The following is a 15,716-nucleotide window of genomic DNA, read 5'->3' as shown; positions in this document are numbered from 1 at the left end:
TATACTCCCGCGCATGCATGCCTCCTCACCTGGCGCCCCGCCCTCCCCATCCTCTGCCGGACTGTCCGCGCTGCCGGATGCCGACCTGATGCTGCTGGTCGCCAACGGCCTGATCGAGCAGCCGGTGGCCGAGCTGTTCCGCCGCCACAACGCGGCGCTGTACAACTACGTGGCCTGGCTTTGCCAGGGCAACACCGGCGAGGCCGAGGACGTGACCCAGAAGACCTGGGTCAAGCTGATGACCCGCTGCGCGGACTACCAGCCCAGCGCGGCCCTGCGCACCTTCCTGTTCCAGATCGCGCGCAATACCTGGCTGGACCAGTTGCGCGGCGCCTACGAGCGCCAGCGCGACACGCTCGACGAGACGCACCTCGCCATGCCTGCCGACGACCTCAGCCCCGAGGCCGAGGCGCAGTTGCGCCAGAACCTGCAGGGCGTGCGGCAAGCGCTGCTGGCACTGCCGGCAGCGCAGCGCGAGGTGATCGTGCTGCGCTTCTTCAGCGAGATGAGCGTGGAGGACATCGCCCTGACGCTGGGCGAGAAGTTCGAGACCATCAAGAGCCGGCTGCGCTACGCCTTTGCGCGGCTGCGCGAGAACCTGGTGGCTACGCCATCGCAGGAGCGGCTGCCATGAGCGCGGACGAACGCTTCATCGCCGGCGAGGACCGGCTCGCGGCATTGCTGCGCGAGTTGCCCGCCTTTGCACCGCCCGCCTCGCTGGAGGCCTCGGTGATGGCTGCGGCGCGTGCGGAGCAGGCCGCGCGCAACGCGCCAGCGCCGCTGCCGCCAGCCTCGCTGCCGGCCAGGGTCCGGGCCTACGCCGAACAAGCCGAGGCACCCGCCGACGATGACGAACTGGATTTCACGCCGCCGGCGGGATTGCAGGCAGCGGTCATGGCGCAAGCCGCGCGGATGCAGGCGGCGCAGGCCACGCGCCGCGATGCCGTGCTTGAGGAAGTCCGGCGCGGCGACGCGCCGCAAAGCGTGCTTGGCGCGCCTGTCAGCGAGGCGGCGCAGGCGTGGCTGCGTGAGCAGGCGCTGTCCGCACGACCGGCCGCCGGCGCAGAGCCAACTGCCAAGCCGCCCCGTGCCCGCCGCGCACGGCGCTGGTGGCCCGCGCTGGGCGCGCTCGCCGCCACCCTCGGCATAGGCGTTTTGTCGCTGCAGATCGTCATGCGCCAGCTTGACCTGCGCCACGGCGAAATCACGTTACCCGCCCAAGCCCCGGCCCCCGCGGCGGACACGGCGGCAAACAAGACGGCAAAGCAGGCGGAGCCCGCCAAGCCGGTGGCACAAGCGGCGGTGCAGCCAGCGGCCCCAGCTCCAGCTCAGCAAGCAGAATCAGCGGGACAGCCGGCATCGCCGCGCGCGGATGCGCCAGTGCCTCCGCCCGCCACTCAAGCTGCTCAAGCCGTACAGCCTGCGCCTGCACCGGCCAGCCCGCCCACCGAAGCACAGGCCAAGGCCGCGCCGCGCGAGCCGGACCGGCTAGCGCAACAGCATGCCCCTGAACCCAGGGAAAGCGCAGCAGGCATGGCAGGCTCGCTGTCTGCCGGAGCGCCTCCCGCCGCGGCGGCAGCGCCTGCGGTACGTGCCCCGGCACCCATGGCATCCATGGCGCCGATCGCGCCGATGGCGGCCATGGCGCTGCCAGCCCCGATCACCCCCATCGCCCCCATCGCCCCACCGGCGCCAGCACCCGCCATCGATGCACCCAGGCTGGCACTGCGCGCCAGCCCGTCGCAGCAGGCCGATGCGGCACGCGCACCCGCGCCTGCCGCCCGCGGGCAAAGAGCGGGAACGTTGACGATGAGCTTGCGGGAAGAACCTCAGCTAGCCGTGGAGCGCTTGCTGTCCGCCCCCTCGGGGGCGGAGCCCGCCGCCGGGGCGCAGCTGGCGCTGCGTGTCACGGCGTCGGCGCCGGGCAGCCCCGAGGTCAGGGCGTGGGTCGAGCGGCTATGGCAGGCGGTGCCGGCGCAATACCGGCCGCCGCTGCCCTATGCGGTGCAGGCCGACAGCACGTTGCCGCCAGCCACCGTGCGCATCGAGCGCCAGGCCGACAGCGCACCCTGGTAGGCACAGGGGACGAAGCTCGGCGCGCTCAGTCCTGCGCCATCTCGCCCACGCCACCACCGAGCGAGTTGATCACTGCCAGCAACTGCTCACGCAGCCAGCGATTGGCGCCATCGTTCTCGCCGCCGGCATGCCAGTAAAGGTGCAGTTCCAGCGTAGGCACCTTGAAGGGCAGCGAGAGCAGGCGGTTGGCATACGGCTCGTTGGCGATGCGCGCGTAGCGCAGTGGCAGCGTGGCCAGCAAGTCGGTGCAGCTCACCACCCGGCAGGCCGCGGCGTAATGCTGGCAGCGCAAGCGCACCCGGCGCGTCAGGCCCATGCGGTGCAGCGCCTGGTCTTCCAGGCCGGCCCCGCGCCGGCGGGACGACACATGCACATGCTCGGCGGCCAGGTAGCGCTCCAGCGTCAGCTCCTTCTTCATCAGCGGATGATCGCGGCGGGCCAGCACCACCATCGGGTCGGCCATGAAGGGCGTGTGATGGATGGCCGGCGACACCGGCAGCAGGATATCGATGGCGGCGTCGAGCGTGCCGGCCAGCAGTTCCGACTCCATCTCGCGCCGGTCGAAGCGAATCGCCGCGATCTCCACCTGCGGCGCCATCGCGGTCACGCGTGCCATCAGGGGCGGCAGCAGGGTGGACTCCAGCGCATCGCGCATGCCGATGGTGAAGCGGCGCACCGTGGCCGCCGGATCGAAATGCGGCGTGTCCTGCAAGGTGCGGGCAAAGGATTGCAGGGCCGTGCGCACCTCGGCGGCCAGCGAGCGCGCCAGCGGCGTGGGCGCCATGCCCTGCCCCCGCCGCTCGAATAGCGGGTCGTCAAACAAGAGGCGCATGCGCCCCAGCGCGTGGCTGACCGCAGGCTGGGTCAGGTTAAGCTGGCGGGCGGCGGCCGTGATGCTGCCTTCGCTATAGATAGCGTCGAACACCACGAAGAGATTCAGGTCGATGCGGGATAGCTGCATGACGGGCATTCTGGCATGGAATGCACAGCATTGATACTGGCAAATCCAGAAAATTCATTTTTCTAATTACCTGGATTGCGGTACAGTCCTCTCCAGTCGGCGCAAACCGCGCACCGCCGGTGCCGGAAACGGCCCACCGCAACCCGCGGCGGCCCAACCGATCCCGGCCTCATTCAGAGGTGGAGGAGACAACATGCAATTCGAGTACACCCCCAAGGTCAAGGAAATGCAGGCTCGCCTGCTGGCCTTCTTCGACAAGCACATCTATCCGAACGAGAAGCGCTTCTACGCGGAGATCCAGGCCAACCGCCAGGCCGGCAACGCCTGGGTCCCGACCAAGGTGATCGAGGAACTCAAGCCGCTGGCGCGCGAAGCCGGCCTGTGGAACCTGTTCCTGCCCCATTCCAAGCGTGCCCCGGAAGGCCTGTCCAACCTGGAATACGCACCGCTGTGCGAGATCATGGGCCGGGTGCCCTGGTCGGCCGAAGTCTTCAACTGCGCGGCGCCCGATACCGGCAACATGGAGACGCTGGAGCGCTACGCGTCGGAAGAACTCAAGGACAGGTGGCTTGAGCCGCTGCTGCGCGGCGAGATCCGCTCGGCCTTCCTGATGACCGAGCCGGCCGTAGCCTCGTCGGACGCCACCAATATCTGCTGCAGCATCCGCCGCGATGGCGACGAATATGTGATCAACGGCACCAAGTGGTGGTCGTCGGGCGCGGGCGACCCCCGTTGCGAGGTCTATATCGTGATGGGCAAGACCGACCCGGAAGCGGGCCGTCATGAACAGCAATCGATGATCGTGGTGCCGGCCGATACCGCGGGCATCACCATCAAGCGCTTCCTGCCGGTGTTCGGCTACGACGACGCGCCGCACGGCCACATGGAGATCGAACTCAAGGACGTGCGCGTGCCGGCAGCCAACATCCTGCTGGGCGAAGGCCGCGGCTTCGAGATCGCCCAGGGCCGCCTCGGCCCGGGCCGCATCCACCACTGCATGCGCAGCATCGGCGTGGCCGAGCGCGCGCTGGAACTGCTGTGCAAGCGCGCCCTGTCGCGCGTCGCCTTCGGCAAGCCGGTGGCCGCCCAGGGCGTGACGCGCGAGCGCATCGCCGAAGCCCGCTGCGAAATCGAAATGGCGCGCCTGCTGACGCTCAAGGCCGCCTACATGATGGACACCGCCGGCAACAAGGTGGCCAAGGCCGAGATCGCCATGATCAAGGTCGTCGCCCCCAACATGGCGCTGAAGGTAATCGACTGGGCCATCCAGGTACACGGCGCCGCTGGCGTCTCGGACGAATTCCCGCTGGCCAACTGGTGGGCGCACCAGCGCACCCTGCGCCTGGCCGACGGTCCGGACGAGGTGCACCGCAACGCCATCGCCAAGCTGGAGCTGGCCAAGCACATGGGCGTGAGCTCGGACGACATCAGCATGCCGGTGGCACGCGGCTTCTGAGCCGCAACGATCCGCAAGCCGCCACCACCGGCCCTGCTGGCAACATGGAAAACGCGCAGCCAGTCTGCGCGTTTTTTTCTTCTGTGCTTAAATCGCGCGGTTCGCCACGCAAGTGGTTGATGTGGCGATTCACCGTTTGCACGATCGCAGCCAGGAGCCCTTCCCGATGATCGACGTCTACAGCTGGCCCACGCCCAACGGCCACAAAATCCACATCATGCTCGAGGAGTGCGGCCTCGCGTACAAGGTCCACCCCATCAATATTGGCGCCGGCGACCAGTTCGGCGAGGACTTCCTCAAGATCAGCCCGAACAACAAGATCCCGGCAATCGTCGACCCCGACGGCCCGGACGGCAAACCCATCTCGCTGTTCGAGTCCGGCGCGATCCTGCTCTACCTCGCCGGCAAGACGGGCAAGTTCCTGCCCGAGGACGTGCGCGGCAAGTACGACGCGCTGCAATGGCTGATGTTCCAGATGGGCGGCGTCGGCCCGATGCTTGGCCAGGCGCATCATTTCCGCATGTATGCGCCACAGCAGATCGAGTACGCCATCAACCGCTACACCAACGAGGCCAAGCGCTTGTACGGCGTCATCGACAAGCAATTGTCGGAACATGCCTGGCTGGCCGGCAGCGAATACTCCGTGGCGGATATCGCAACCTTCCCGTGGCTGCGCAGCTGGCAGAACCAGGGGGTGGAGCTGGACGACTACCCGCACCTCAAGCGCTGGTTCCTTGAGATCGCCGGGCGGCCCGCCGTGCAGCGCGGCGTCGCGGTGCTGGCGCAGGAACGCAAGCCGCTGAGCGGCGACAAGGAGCGGGAAATCCTGTTCGGCGCCACGCAGTACCAGCGCCGCTGAGCAGCCCGCCGGCGCGGCCATGGCGCCGGGCGGTCAATGCAGGGAAACCACCTGCATCTCGCCAGCGCCGGCCACGCGCGCCGGCGCCTGCAGGCAGCACAGCAGGCTCGCCACGGGATGCAGCGCCTCGATCCGGTACGCCTCATCGGGATCCGGCGCGAAGACCATGCCGGGCTGCAGGTACGCCACCTGCCGCTCGATATGTGGCCATGGCGAATGCCACTGCAGGCATAGCGTGCCCGCATGGCAGGCCGCCCAGTTCAGACCGGCCGCGCGCAGGCGCAGCGCCCATTCGGGCTCGCCCTCGCCCAGCGAGACAAAGGCCGCATTGGCGCGCGGCACGCCATCCGCACCGTGCCGTGCGCCATCGGCCTGCCAGAGATCCGCCTGGCCCGCGGCAAAGGCATCGTAGCTGCTGGTCATGCCCGCGCCCACCAAACCGACGGCATTCGGGTCCAGGATCGCACGCATCAATACCGTGTCCTGCAGCACCGCCAGATGCACGCGCTCGGCCTGGCGCAGCGCATACACGCCACCCACCGACACCAGCACCGGCTCGCCGCCTACCGGGGTCAGCTTGATCGTGCCGTGCAGGCAAGCCCACCACTCGGCGCGCGTGGTGACAATGCCGGACTGCATTGCGCCTTGCCGCAAAAAGATGTAGTCCCCACTGCTGCCCAGGCCGGCAGCTTCCGGCACCACCCTCACCTGCAGGCCCACGCGCAAGTGCGACGCGGTTCCGCCTGGCAGGATTTCGCCGCGCATCTGCGCGTCGAACAACGAAAAAATACGCATGGCACCCACTCTCCACGTCATGGAAAAATACAGCGCCGCGCTTCCCCGGGGATTGGAGTACCCCTATACCAAGGTCGTGATCTGTTCTTTGGCCAGGTGCCTCGCCGCCTTGACAAGATGCCGAGGCGGGCCGCCTCGGTCCTTGTGGCAGCTGCAAAACCCATTCGTAACACTTGGACAAGGTTTTACCCTTTGCCCGCGGGCATCATCCGCAGGTTGTCGGCAACGTGTTGGCGCCGCGTGTCGTCTGGCACGCAACGATGTGCGCAGACGTGCGGATATTTGCGCCTACCTGCGCCTACCTGCTACTACCTGCGGTGAGTGCCAGGCCAGTGACCTATAGTGCGTACTACTATAAGGCGTCGCTACAAAGAGGTCAAACCCTTAGCCTCGATCCGTTCTCAATCACGTACAGAGCCATGGTCGCCGATCCCCTCAAGCTCTTCGGGCTGCACCTTGCCGAGCTGCGCAAACAGCGCGGCTGGTCACAGGAAAAGCTCGCGCTCGAAAGCGGCATGGCGCGCTCCTACCTCAGCGGTATCGAGCGCGGCGTGCGCAATGTCTCCTTGATCAATATCTGTGCGCTGGCCGGCACGCTGGGCGTGGACGCCAGCGAGATGCTCAACTTCAGCGAGGCCGACAGCGGCGGCCGCGGCGGCGCGCTCGTGCTGGAACAACGCTGCGCCGAGTTCAACATCACGCCGGCACAGCGTGTCACGGTGCGCCATATGGCCTTGATGACCGAGGCGGAGCAGGACGTGATCGCATCGGTGGCGCGCACAATCGCCGTCAGAGCCGTGCAGGCCTGACGGCAGCGGATTCAACTGGCGCAGGCGGGCTCGTCCACTGCCAGCAGTTCGGCAAAGCGCGCTGCGTCGAGATTGGACCCGCACACGATCAGCGCCACCTTCTTGCCCGCCAGCGTCCGGCGCAGCGGCCCCAGCAGCGCGGCAGTGGACACCGCGGTAGCCGGCTCCGTGGCCAGCTTCATGTCGCGATAGAGGATGCGCATGGCCGCGCGTATCGCCTCGTCGGAGACGCGCACCATGCCGTCGACAAACTGGCGGCACACGCCGTAGCTGTAGTCCAGCGCGTAAGGCGCGCCCAGGCTGTCGGCCACCGTCGTGACGCGCTCCAGCGTTTGCGGCCGCCCGGCCTCGAAGCTGCGGTTCATGGCATCGGCGCCCTCCGGCTCGACCCCATAGACCCGGCAAGCCGGATTGATCTGCTTGACCGCCGCGGCGATACCGCCGCACAGGCCGCCACCGCCCACCGGCACCACCACCGCATCGAGCCCAGCCACCTGGCGCATCAGCTCAAGCCCGACCGTTGCGGTGCCCTGCGCGATCAGCGGGCCGTCGTAGGGGTGCACCATGGTGCGGCCTTCGTCAGCCACCAACTGCAGCGCGTGGTCAAAAGCGGCATGCACGTCCGGCAGCAACAACACCTCGGCACCCGCCTCGCGGCAGGCCGCCACGCGCGCGGGGCTGGCGGTGGCCGGCATGGCCAGCTTGGCGCCGACGCCGGCCACCTTGGCCGCATAGGCCACCGCCATGGCATGGTTGCCGGCGCTGGCCGCCACCACGCCGCGCGCCCGCGCAGAGGCATCCATATGCTCGATGCTGTTGAGCGCGCCACGTACCTTGAAGGTGCCAGTGATCTGGAACAGTTCCAGCTTGAGCCAGACCTGCGTGCCGGCATCGAGTTGCAGGGCCGCCCCGGTCTGCCAGCGCCACACGGGTGTCTCCAGCACCTTGCCTTGCAGGCGCCGCGCGGTGCTCTGGATTTCGGTCAGCAAGGGATAGCGGGCATGCGCGCGCAGGTCGGAAAGATCGGACATCGGGTGTTCTCCATCGAATCGGTTGGTCGCGTGCAGGCCCCTATGGCCGTGCACGGCAAGGGAGGGAACACGGGCCACCGAGCACCAGCCAAAGCCGCAGCTCAGCGACCCCGGATAATTCGAATAATGGAGAACGAGAAGGAAATCGACGACGCGCCGGACGTCGAGGCAAGCCCCGCCGGCAGCTCGGCGCCCACGCATGCAGCGGCCGCACCGGTATCGGTGCCACGGCAAAGCGAAGAAGGGGCGAGCGAAGTCAACGTCATGGACGGGCTAGTATGCCACAGCCACAGGCGCTGGCAAATACCACGACGGGCGCCCGCAGGGCGCGCAAGGGGATCGCAGCGCATCGCGGCCGCCTCGCCGCGATACGCCACCTTGCTGCGCGGACGATGCCCCTCAGGGCGCGGCAACGTGCTGGTAGCAGGCCTTGAGCTTCGTGTAGTCGTAGAAGTGCCTGGTGCCGCTGGCCCGGGCGCCGTCGCAGTCCGCCTTGAAGTCGGTCTCGGCCTCGTTGTAGAGCATCTTCACCAGCAACCGGCCTTCGCTGTTGCGATACACGTCCCACTGCATATTAGCCGCCATCGGCGACACGTAGTCGCCGCGCCAGGGGTTGCTCTCATAGCTGTACGTCGAAGCTTTCGGCACCTGCTGGAGCACGTTCTTCAGCCCCATGCGCGAGGCGAAGGGAATCACGATCTCGGCGTGGGCAAAGCGCAGCTTGGCGGCATGGCTCAGGTCCCCGCGCGCGATCGCATCGACCTCGTTGAACATGTCGTCGACCAGGATCTGCGCCATCTTGTAGGTCACGTCGCCCTTCTCGGTCATGCCGGGCCCCTTGTCGTAGAAATCCGAGCCGTCATTGAGCCGGGCGAACAGCTTTGCCTGCGCCACCGGCATATAGGGCGCGAAGTCCACGCCCGCTTCTGCCTTCATCGCGGGCGCGATCACGTAGAGCTCATACAGCAGCGAACCCGCGTCGGCCGTCGAGCCGATGGCCGTCTTGCCGTCACCGGCCAGCGTCGAGGTGAACTTGCCGTCCGCGCTGGCAAACGTGAAGCTGCCGGTATTGGCGAAGCTGTAGGTTCCGTTCTCGATCTTGTCGACGAAGGCCTGCGTGAACAGGCGCAGCAGCACGGCGCGGCCCGCCGCCCTGGCCTCGGCCGTGCCCTGCAGCGCGGCTTGCTTGGCCAGCAGGTCGGCGTCGGAGGACTTGTACTTCTGGTAGGCCTGGCTGTCCTGGTAGGTCTGGTAAAGCGGGTCGTTGGTGTTGCTCACCAGGTCCGTCGCCTTGACCAGCTTGTGAAAATACAGCAGGAAGCGATTGGTGCCGGCCGGCTGCGGTACGGCGGTGCCGGTGTCCGTGTAAGGCGACGGCGCGGCCGGGTAGGCCACCAGCCCGGACAGCGCAGGCTGTGCCGCCTTCAGCGCTTGCACGAAGAAATTGCCGCTGTCCACGGCGCGGTCGACGCCGGAGGTCACGGTGACGATCTGGCGCGGCGTGGTGGCCGCTGTATCGCCCACCTGCTTCCAGTAGGCGGCCTGTCGCGCCAGCATGCGCACGGCTAGCTGCTGGTGCTCGGCAATGCCGGCCTGGGTCTCGTTGCCATAGCCGGGCGTCGAGATGCCCTGCACGCCGTAGCCGAGCAGGAAGTTGGCCTTCATGATGGCCAGCACATCCGGGCCGAGCCTGGCGCCCAGCGGGGTCAGCGCGCCATCGTCCTGGGCCTTCTTCCACATGTTGTAGACGGCCAGGTCGTACTTGAGGCTCGACAGGCCACGCGAGCCGTGGCGCGCGATCATTTCCGTATAGACAGCACTGAAGCCCGCCGGCGGCGCTTCGTAGGACGCCGGGTCCTGCTGCGGGCGGTAGGGTGCCTTGGTCTGGTAATAGCGGTCGGTCAGCGCGGCGACGGCCAGCGCCTGCCGCGGGTCGCCGCTCTCGCCGGCTTCCGCCAGGGCGGCGCGGATGCGCGCCAGCCCTTCGTCGGACGCCGACGCCAGCGCGGCACGCACGGTGGCATCGGCCTCGCTGTTGAAATCGCCCAGCAGCTTCGCCGCCGGCACGCCCACGGCAATCGCCACCTTGCGCACGGCAGCATCGAAGCCGAGCCCGCCGGCTTCCATTTCCGCGACCACCGAGGTGGAATGCAGCGAGATCACGCCGTTCGCTTCCCGGGGCGCGCGCAGCACCATGCGCGAGGCCACGGCAGCCTCGACCCTGGTCGCGGGATCGTATTCGCGCGCATCCGTGCCAATCTCCGCCACCAACGCGCCGGCACCGCCGGCCAGCGAGAAGCGGCCGTTGTTGTCACTGCGCGCGCTTACCTCGCCATCGTCGCAACGGACGTTGCCGTTGGCGTCGAGGCAGACCTTGGCGTTACGGAAGTAGCTGCCGACCACGACGCCGCTGGTCGTGGCCTTGGCCGGCGCCTCGGGATTGGACGCCAGCGGCGTTCCGGTGCTGTCGTTGCCACCGCCGCAGCCGGCGAGCAGCGCTGCCAGCAAAGCGGAAAACGCCACGCTGGCGATGGGCGTGTAAGAAAGAGAAACCCGCATGTCCGGAGCCCCGTGGTGCGTCGTTGAAAAGACGCGTAGGGTAAGCACGCTCCATGACATGTCGATGAAAAGGCACATGGCCGGCAACAACTTCCACCGGCCGGCCGTTGCCTGCGGTTACACCCCCAGCATGCCCTGGCGCTCGATGAATGCGATCACCTCATCCAGCCCCTGCCCCGACTTCACGCTGCCCATCACGAACGGGCGCGCGCCACGCATCTTGCGCGCATCGCTTTCCATCACTTCCAGGTTGGCGCCAACATAAGGGGCCAGGTCGGTCTTGTTGATCACCAGCAGGTCCGACTTGGTGATGCCTGGCCCCCCCTTGCGCGGGATCTTCTCGCCGCCGGCCACGTCGATCACATAGATGGTCAGGTCCGACAGCTCCGGGCTGAAGGTGGCCGCCAGGTTGTCGCCGCCGGACTCGATGAAGACGATGTCGGCATCGGGAAACTTGCCCAGCATGCGGTCGACGGCTTCCAGGTTGATCGAGGCATCCTCGCGGATCGCGGTGTGCGGGCAGCCGCCGGTTTCCACGCCCATGATGCGCTCCGCCGGCAAGGCGCCGGAGATGGTCAGCAAGCGCTGGTCTTCCTTGGTGTAGATATCGTTGGTGATGGCGACCAGGTCATAGCGCTCGCGCATGGCCTTGCACAGCATCTCCAGCAAGGTGGTCTTGCCGGAGCCGACGGGGCCGCCCACGCCGACGCGCAACGGAGGATTCTTCTTGGTACGAGCCTGGGTCATGGTGGACATCTTGTCTTGGGGAATCGTTTGCATGCTGCCGTGGTTCGCTTCAGGAACGGAACAGCCGCGAGTACTGCGTCTCATGGCGCGCGGACAGCAGCCCCAGCATCGGGGAAAAAGTGGACAACAGCGGCGGCTCGGCATCGGCGCGCCGCACGGCTTCATCGACGGTCTCCAGCACCGCGGGATGCAGCCTGCGCAGGATGTGCTGCCCGGCCACCTGCCCCAGCGGCACCGCCTTGAGCGCAGCCGACACCTGGTTCTCCGCCCAGCTGAAGCAATAGGCTGCCAGGCCGTCGCGCTCACTCACGTCCAGCGCCACGCAAGCCGCGGCAAACGCAGTAGGCAGGCACACCGGCGACAACGCCGCCAGCTGCGCGCGCAGCGCGGCATCGCCCCACGCCATCTGCGCCACCAGCCGCGCCAGCGACCAGCCCATCTGCTCCGTCTCCAGCCGCAACTCGGCGCTTTCGCGCGTGGCGTGGAACCAGTCGTTCCATTCGGCCAGGCGCGTTGCGTCCAGCGCGCGCCAATGGCGATACAGCAGCAGCCACACGGGCGCTTCGCACTGCGCCTGCACGTCCAGCAGGTTGCTGCGCACCCACTGCTCCGCGCTGCCGGCATCGCGCACCATGCCGCACTCGATGGCAGCCTCCAGCCCTTGCGAATAGCTGAAGCCACCGATCGGCAGCGCGGGCGAGGCGAGGTGCAGCAGGGAGATGAGTTGAGCGAGCTGGGTCATGGGACGGCTTTAGCGCAAAGCCTCAGTGCTTGTGCCCACAGTTCTCGTCATGCACATGTGGCGCGTGGTCATGGCCATGTTTGTGGCCGTGGTCATGACTGTGCGCATGGCCATGATCGAGATCATGCCCATGATGCTCATGGAACACGGCCTGCGCCGCGGCATAGTCCTCGGCAAACGTCGCATCGTGCCCATGCTTGTGCCCGCCGCCGTAGGCGCCGGCTTCCGGCTCGAACGGCAGTTCCGCGCGTTCGGCCTGCACGCCGAGGCGGGCCAGCATGTCCGCGAGCACCGGGTCGAATTCCAGGCGCAGGTAGTCGCGGCCCACTTCCACCGGCGTGTGGCGATTCCCGAGGTGGTAGGCCGCGCGCATCAGTGCTTGCGGATCGCTGGCGCCGACTTGCAGTACGGATTCCGCCGCGGCCTGCACTTCGACAAAGACGCCGCCTTCGGTGACCAGCAGGTCGCCGCCGCGCAGCACGGTGCCGCGCGCAAGAAACAGCGCCACTTCTTCGCCGTTGTCGAGCGTGGCGCGCAGGCGGCTTTTGCTGCGTTCGGAAAAAGGCAGCACCAGCTTGGGCGCGCGGCGCACCAGCACGGCGGCGATGCCATGCGGGGCGGCGAGATGTTTGTCGATCTTTTGCAAAGCGACCCTTCAGAAGAGGAAATAACGCTGCGCCATCGGCAGTACGGTAGCCGGCTCGCAGATCAGCAACTGGCCGTCGGCCACCACCTGGTAGGTCTCGGGATCCACCGTGACGTTCGGCTGCCAGTCATTGTGCACCATGTCGCGCTTGCCCACGGTGCGCGTGCCTTGTACTGCGGACAGCACCTTGTTCAGGCCATAGCGCCCGCCCACATCGGCGGCCAGCGCCGCTTGTGAAACGAAGGTCAGCGATGACTTGTGCAGGGCGCGCCCGGCGGCGCCGAACATCGGGCGGTAGTGCACCGGCTGCGGCGTGGGGATCGATGCGTTGGGGTCGCCCATCGCTGCCGCGGCGATCATCCCGCCCTTCAAGATCAGGCTCGGCTTGACGCCGAAGAAGGCCGGCTTCCACAGCACCAGGTCGGCCCACTTGCCGACTTCGACCGAGCCCACCTCGTGCGCGATGCCGTGCGTGAGCGCCGGGTTGATCGTGTACTTGGCGATGTAGCGCTTGACGCGGAAATTGTCATGCCCGCCGCGCGCATCGTTGGGGTCGCCGGGCAGCTTGCCGCGCTGCGCAGCCATCTTGTGCGCGGTCTGCCAGGTGCGGATGATGACCTCGCCAACCCGGCCCATGGCCTGCGAATCGCTGGAGATCATCGAGAACGCGCCGAGGTCGTGCAGGATGTCCTCGGCGGCAATGGTCTCGCGCCGGATGCGGCTCTCGGCGAAGGCGATGTCCTCGGCGATCGACGGGTCCAGGTGGTGGCAGACCATCAGCATGTCGAGGTGTTCGTCGAGCGTATTGACGGTGTACGGCCGCGTCGGGTTGGTCGACGACGGCAGCACGTTGGGCTCGCCGCACACCTTGATGATGTCGGGCGCATGGCCGCCGCCGGCGCCTTCGGTGTGATACGTATGGATGGTGCGGCCCTTGAACGCGGCCACGGTGGCTTCGACAAAGCCGGCCTCGTTGAGCGTATCGGTGTGGATCGCCACCTGCGTGTCGGTGGCATCCGCCACGCTCAGGCAGTTGTCGATGGCCGCGGGCGTGGTGCCCCAGTCTTCGTGCAGCTTGAGGCCGATCGCGCCAGCCTCGACCTGCTCCATCAGCGGCCCCGGCAGGCTGGCGTTGCCCTTGCCGAGCAGGCCGATATTCATCGGGTAGGCTTCCACCGCCTGCAGCATGCGCTCCATGAACCAGGGGCCGGGTGTGACGGTGGTGGCAAAGGTGCCGGTGGCCGGCCCGGTGCCGCCGCCGATCATGGTGGTGACGCCGCTCATCAGCGCCTCTTCGATCTGCTGCGGGCAGATAAAGTGGATGTGGCTGTCGATGCCGCCAGCGGTGACGATCATGCCCTCGCCCGCGATCACCTCGGTGCCCGGCCCGACGACGATGGTCACGCCCGGCTGGATGTCCGGGTTGCCGGCCTTGCCGATGGAGGCAATGCGCCCGTCCTTGAGGCCGATGTCGGCCTTGACGATGCCCCAGTGATCGACGATCAGCGCATTGGTGATGACCGTGTCGACGCAGTCCTTGGCCATGCGCTGGCTCTGCCCCATGCCGTCGCGGATCACCTTGCCGCCGCCGAACTTCACTTCCTCGCCATAGACGGTGAAATCCTTCTCCACCTCGATGATGAGCCCGGTATCGGCCAGCCGCAGGCGGTCGCCGGTGGTGGGGCCGAACATCTCGGCATAGGCCTGCCTGGAGATTTTCACGCTCATCACAGCGCTCCCATGATCTTGCCGTTGAAGCCGTAGACGATGCGCGCGCCAGCAAGCGCCACCAGTTCCACCGTGCGGCTCTGGCCCGGCTCGAAGCGCACGGCGGTGCCGGCGGCGATATTCAGGCGGAAGCCGCGCGTGGCCTCGCGGTCAAAATCCAGCGCGGGGTTGGTCTCGTAGAAATGGAAATGGGAGCCGACCTGGACCGGGCGGTCGCCGGTGTTGGCCACCGCCACGCTGACCGTGGCACGGCCAGCGTTCAGTTCGATCTCGCCCTGCGCGGGCATCAGTTCACCGGGGATCATGATGGGTTCCTTGTCGAGGTCAGTGCGCTCAGGCAACCATCAGGCCGACGCCATACAGCGCCACGCCTGCACCGGCGAGCCGCGCCAGCCAGCCCGCGTGGCGGCGCAGCGCGCCGCCCAGGCCGATGCCCGCCGCGTGCAGCACCATCGTGGCCACGCTGAAGCCGCCCACATAGGCCGCTACCGCGGGCAAGGCGCCGGCCGTGGCCGGCAACTCGGATCCGTGCGCATAGCCGTGGAAGACGGCGAAGCCGCCCACGATGGCCATCCCCGCCCATGCCGGCAGTTTGGCGCGCATTGCCACCAGCAAGCCGATCACCAGCAGCGACGCGGCAATCATCGGCTCCACCAGCGGCAGGCTCATGCCGGCGAGGCCAAGCGCCGCGCCGGCCAGCATCAAGGCCACGAAGGCAAAGGGCATGCGCAAGGCTTCGCGCGGCGAGCGCGCGCCCAGCGCGCTCCACACGCCCACGCCCACCATGGCGAGCAAGTGATCCATGCCAGTGAAGGGATGCAGCAAGCCGGCAAACAGGCTGGCGCCAACGGTGGTGGCGTCATGGCCCGGATGCGCGACGGCGGCGGCACTGGCAAGCGCAAGCGAAGCGCCCACGGTGGCGAGCCTCACGGCGCGCGAGCGGTTGAAGTGGTTCATGTCTTGACCTCGTGTCTTGTTCAAACTCTTGTTCAAACTCTTGTTCAAACGATGGGATGGTGCACGGTGACCAGCTTGGTGCCGTCGGGGAAAGTCGCTTCCACCTGAATATCCGGGATCATCTCGGCCACGCCGTCCATCACGTCCTCGCGCGAGAGCACGGTCGTGCCCTCATGCATCAGCTCCGCCACGGAGCGGCCGTCGCGCGCGCCTTCCATGATGGCGGCGGTGATCAAGGCCACCGCCTCCGGATAGTTGAGCTTGAGCCCGCGCGCGCGGCGGCGCTCGGCCAGCAGCGCTGCGGTGAAGATCAACAGCTTGTCCTTCTCTCGCGGAGTGAGTTCCATCTT

Annotated in this window: 16 protein-coding genes; 5 read left to right on the top strand and 11 right to left on the bottom strand. The window is 67.5% G+C overall.

Annotated elements, in window-relative coordinates:
* Positions 1-13 precede the first annotated feature (13 nt).
* Both F7R26_RS06000 and F7R26_RS05995 read left to right on the top strand, forming a co-directional pair.
* Positions 14-634, top strand: coding sequence for an RNA polymerase sigma factor (locus F7R26_RS06000; protein WP_150983786.1), 621 nt, complete (start codon positions 14-16; stop codon positions 632-634).
* The gene (locus F7R26_RS05995) at positions 631-2,076 is read left to right on the top strand and encodes a hypothetical protein (RefSeq protein ID WP_150983785.1); all 1,446 of its coding nucleotides are present in this window, start codon (positions 631-633) and stop codon (positions 2,074-2,076) included. Before F7R26_RS06000 ends, F7R26_RS05995 begins: the two co-directional genes overlap by 4 nt.
* 25 nt (positions 2,077-2,101) lie before the next feature.
* On the opposite strand, the gene F7R26_RS05990 is transcribed toward F7R26_RS05995, so the two are convergent.
* Positions 2,102-3,037 (bottom strand): LysR family transcriptional regulator, encoded by a 936-nt coding sequence (locus tag F7R26_RS05990; protein ID WP_150983784.1) that lies wholly within the window; start codon positions 3,035-3,037, stop codon positions 2,102-2,104.
* Positions 3,038-3,230: 193 nt separating this feature from the next.
* Here F7R26_RS05990 and F7R26_RS05985 point away from each other — a divergent pair, with 193 nt between their 5' ends.
* Together F7R26_RS05985 and F7R26_RS05980 are read left to right on the top strand one after the other, a co-directional pair.
* Positions 3,231-4,493, top strand: coding sequence for an acyl-CoA dehydrogenase family protein (locus F7R26_RS05985; RefSeq protein WP_150983783.1), 1,263 nt, complete (start codon positions 3,231-3,233; stop codon positions 4,491-4,493).
* Between the two features lie 166 nt (positions 4,494-4,659).
* The gene (locus F7R26_RS05980; protein WP_150983782.1) at positions 4,660-5,352 is read left to right on the top strand and encodes a glutathione binding-like protein; all 693 of its coding nucleotides are present in this window, start codon (positions 4,660-4,662) and stop codon (positions 5,350-5,352) included.
* A gap of 33 nt (positions 5,353-5,385) precedes the next feature.
* Here the strand turns inward: F7R26_RS05980 and F7R26_RS05975 are convergent, their stop codons facing one another.
* On the bottom strand, positions 5,386-6,147 hold the full coding sequence (locus F7R26_RS05975; protein WP_150983781.1) for a hypothetical protein: 762 nt from the start codon (positions 6,145-6,147) through the stop codon (positions 5,386-5,388).
* Between the two features lie 419 nt (positions 6,148-6,566).
* Here F7R26_RS05975 and F7R26_RS05970 point away from each other — a divergent pair, with 419 nt between their 5' ends.
* Positions 6,567-6,956, top strand: a complete 390-nt coding sequence (locus tag F7R26_RS05970) for a helix-turn-helix domain-containing protein (RefSeq protein ID WP_150983780.1) — start codon at positions 6,567-6,569, stop codon at positions 6,954-6,956.
* An 11-nt stretch (positions 6,957-6,967) separates the two neighbouring features.
* Here F7R26_RS05970 and F7R26_RS05965 read toward each other — a convergent pair whose 3' ends face one another.
* From F7R26_RS05965 to F7R26_RS05925, 9 genes are all read right to left on the bottom strand, one after another.
* Positions 6,968-7,987: a threonine/serine dehydratase gene (locus F7R26_RS05965; protein ID WP_150983779.1), complete on the bottom strand. Its 1,020-nt coding sequence runs from the start codon at positions 7,985-7,987 to the stop codon at positions 6,968-6,970.
* A 399-nt stretch (positions 7,988-8,386) separates the two neighbouring features.
* Complete coding sequence (locus F7R26_RS05960; RefSeq protein ID WP_416351322.1) at positions 8,387-10,054, bottom strand: histidine-type phosphatase; 1,668 nt, start codon at positions 10,052-10,054, stop codon at positions 8,387-8,389.
* Positions 10,055-10,663: 609 nt separating this feature from the next.
* Entirely contained in the window at positions 10,664-11,293 is a 630-nt protein-coding gene (gene ureG / locus F7R26_RS05955) for an urease accessory protein UreG (RefSeq protein WP_150983949.1), read from the bottom strand.
* A 49-nt stretch (positions 11,294-11,342) separates the two neighbouring features.
* Positions 11,343-12,035, bottom strand: a complete 693-nt coding sequence (locus F7R26_RS05950) for an urease accessory protein UreF (RefSeq protein ID WP_150983778.1) — start codon at positions 12,033-12,035, stop codon at positions 11,343-11,345.
* Positions 12,036-12,057: 22 nt separating this feature from the next.
* Positions 12,058-12,681, bottom strand: a complete 624-nt coding sequence (gene ureE, locus F7R26_RS05945) for an urease accessory protein UreE (RefSeq protein WP_150983777.1) — start codon at positions 12,679-12,681, stop codon at positions 12,058-12,060.
* A gap of 9 nt (positions 12,682-12,690) precedes the next feature.
* Positions 12,691-14,409 carry an urease subunit alpha gene (gene ureC / locus F7R26_RS05940; protein ID WP_150983776.1) on the bottom strand — a complete coding sequence of 573 codons (1,719 nt, stop codon included), beginning with the start codon at positions 14,407-14,409 and terminating at the stop codon, positions 12,691-12,693.
* A complete protein-coding gene (locus tag F7R26_RS05935; protein WP_150983775.1) occupies positions 14,409-14,714 on the bottom strand; it encodes an urease subunit beta in 306 nt (101 codons plus the stop codon). Before F7R26_RS05935 ends, ureC begins: the two co-directional genes overlap by 1 nt.
* Before the next feature lie 28 nt (positions 14,715-14,742).
* Positions 14,743-15,366, bottom strand: a complete 624-nt coding sequence (locus F7R26_RS05930; protein WP_150983774.1) for a HupE/UreJ family protein — start codon at positions 15,364-15,366, stop codon at positions 14,743-14,745.
* 44 nt (positions 15,367-15,410) lie between these two features.
* Positions 15,411-15,713: an urease subunit gamma gene (locus F7R26_RS05925; protein WP_043351444.1), complete on the bottom strand. Its 303-nt coding sequence runs from the start codon at positions 15,711-15,713 to the stop codon at positions 15,411-15,413.
* Positions 15,714-15,716: the final 3 nt, after the last annotated feature.

The organism is Cupriavidus basilensis (assembly GCF_008801925.2).
Classification (GTDB): Bacteria; Pseudomonadota; Gammaproteobacteria; order Burkholderiales; family Burkholderiaceae; genus Cupriavidus; species Cupriavidus basilensis.
This window is presented reverse-complemented; position numbering and strand designations above follow the sequence as displayed.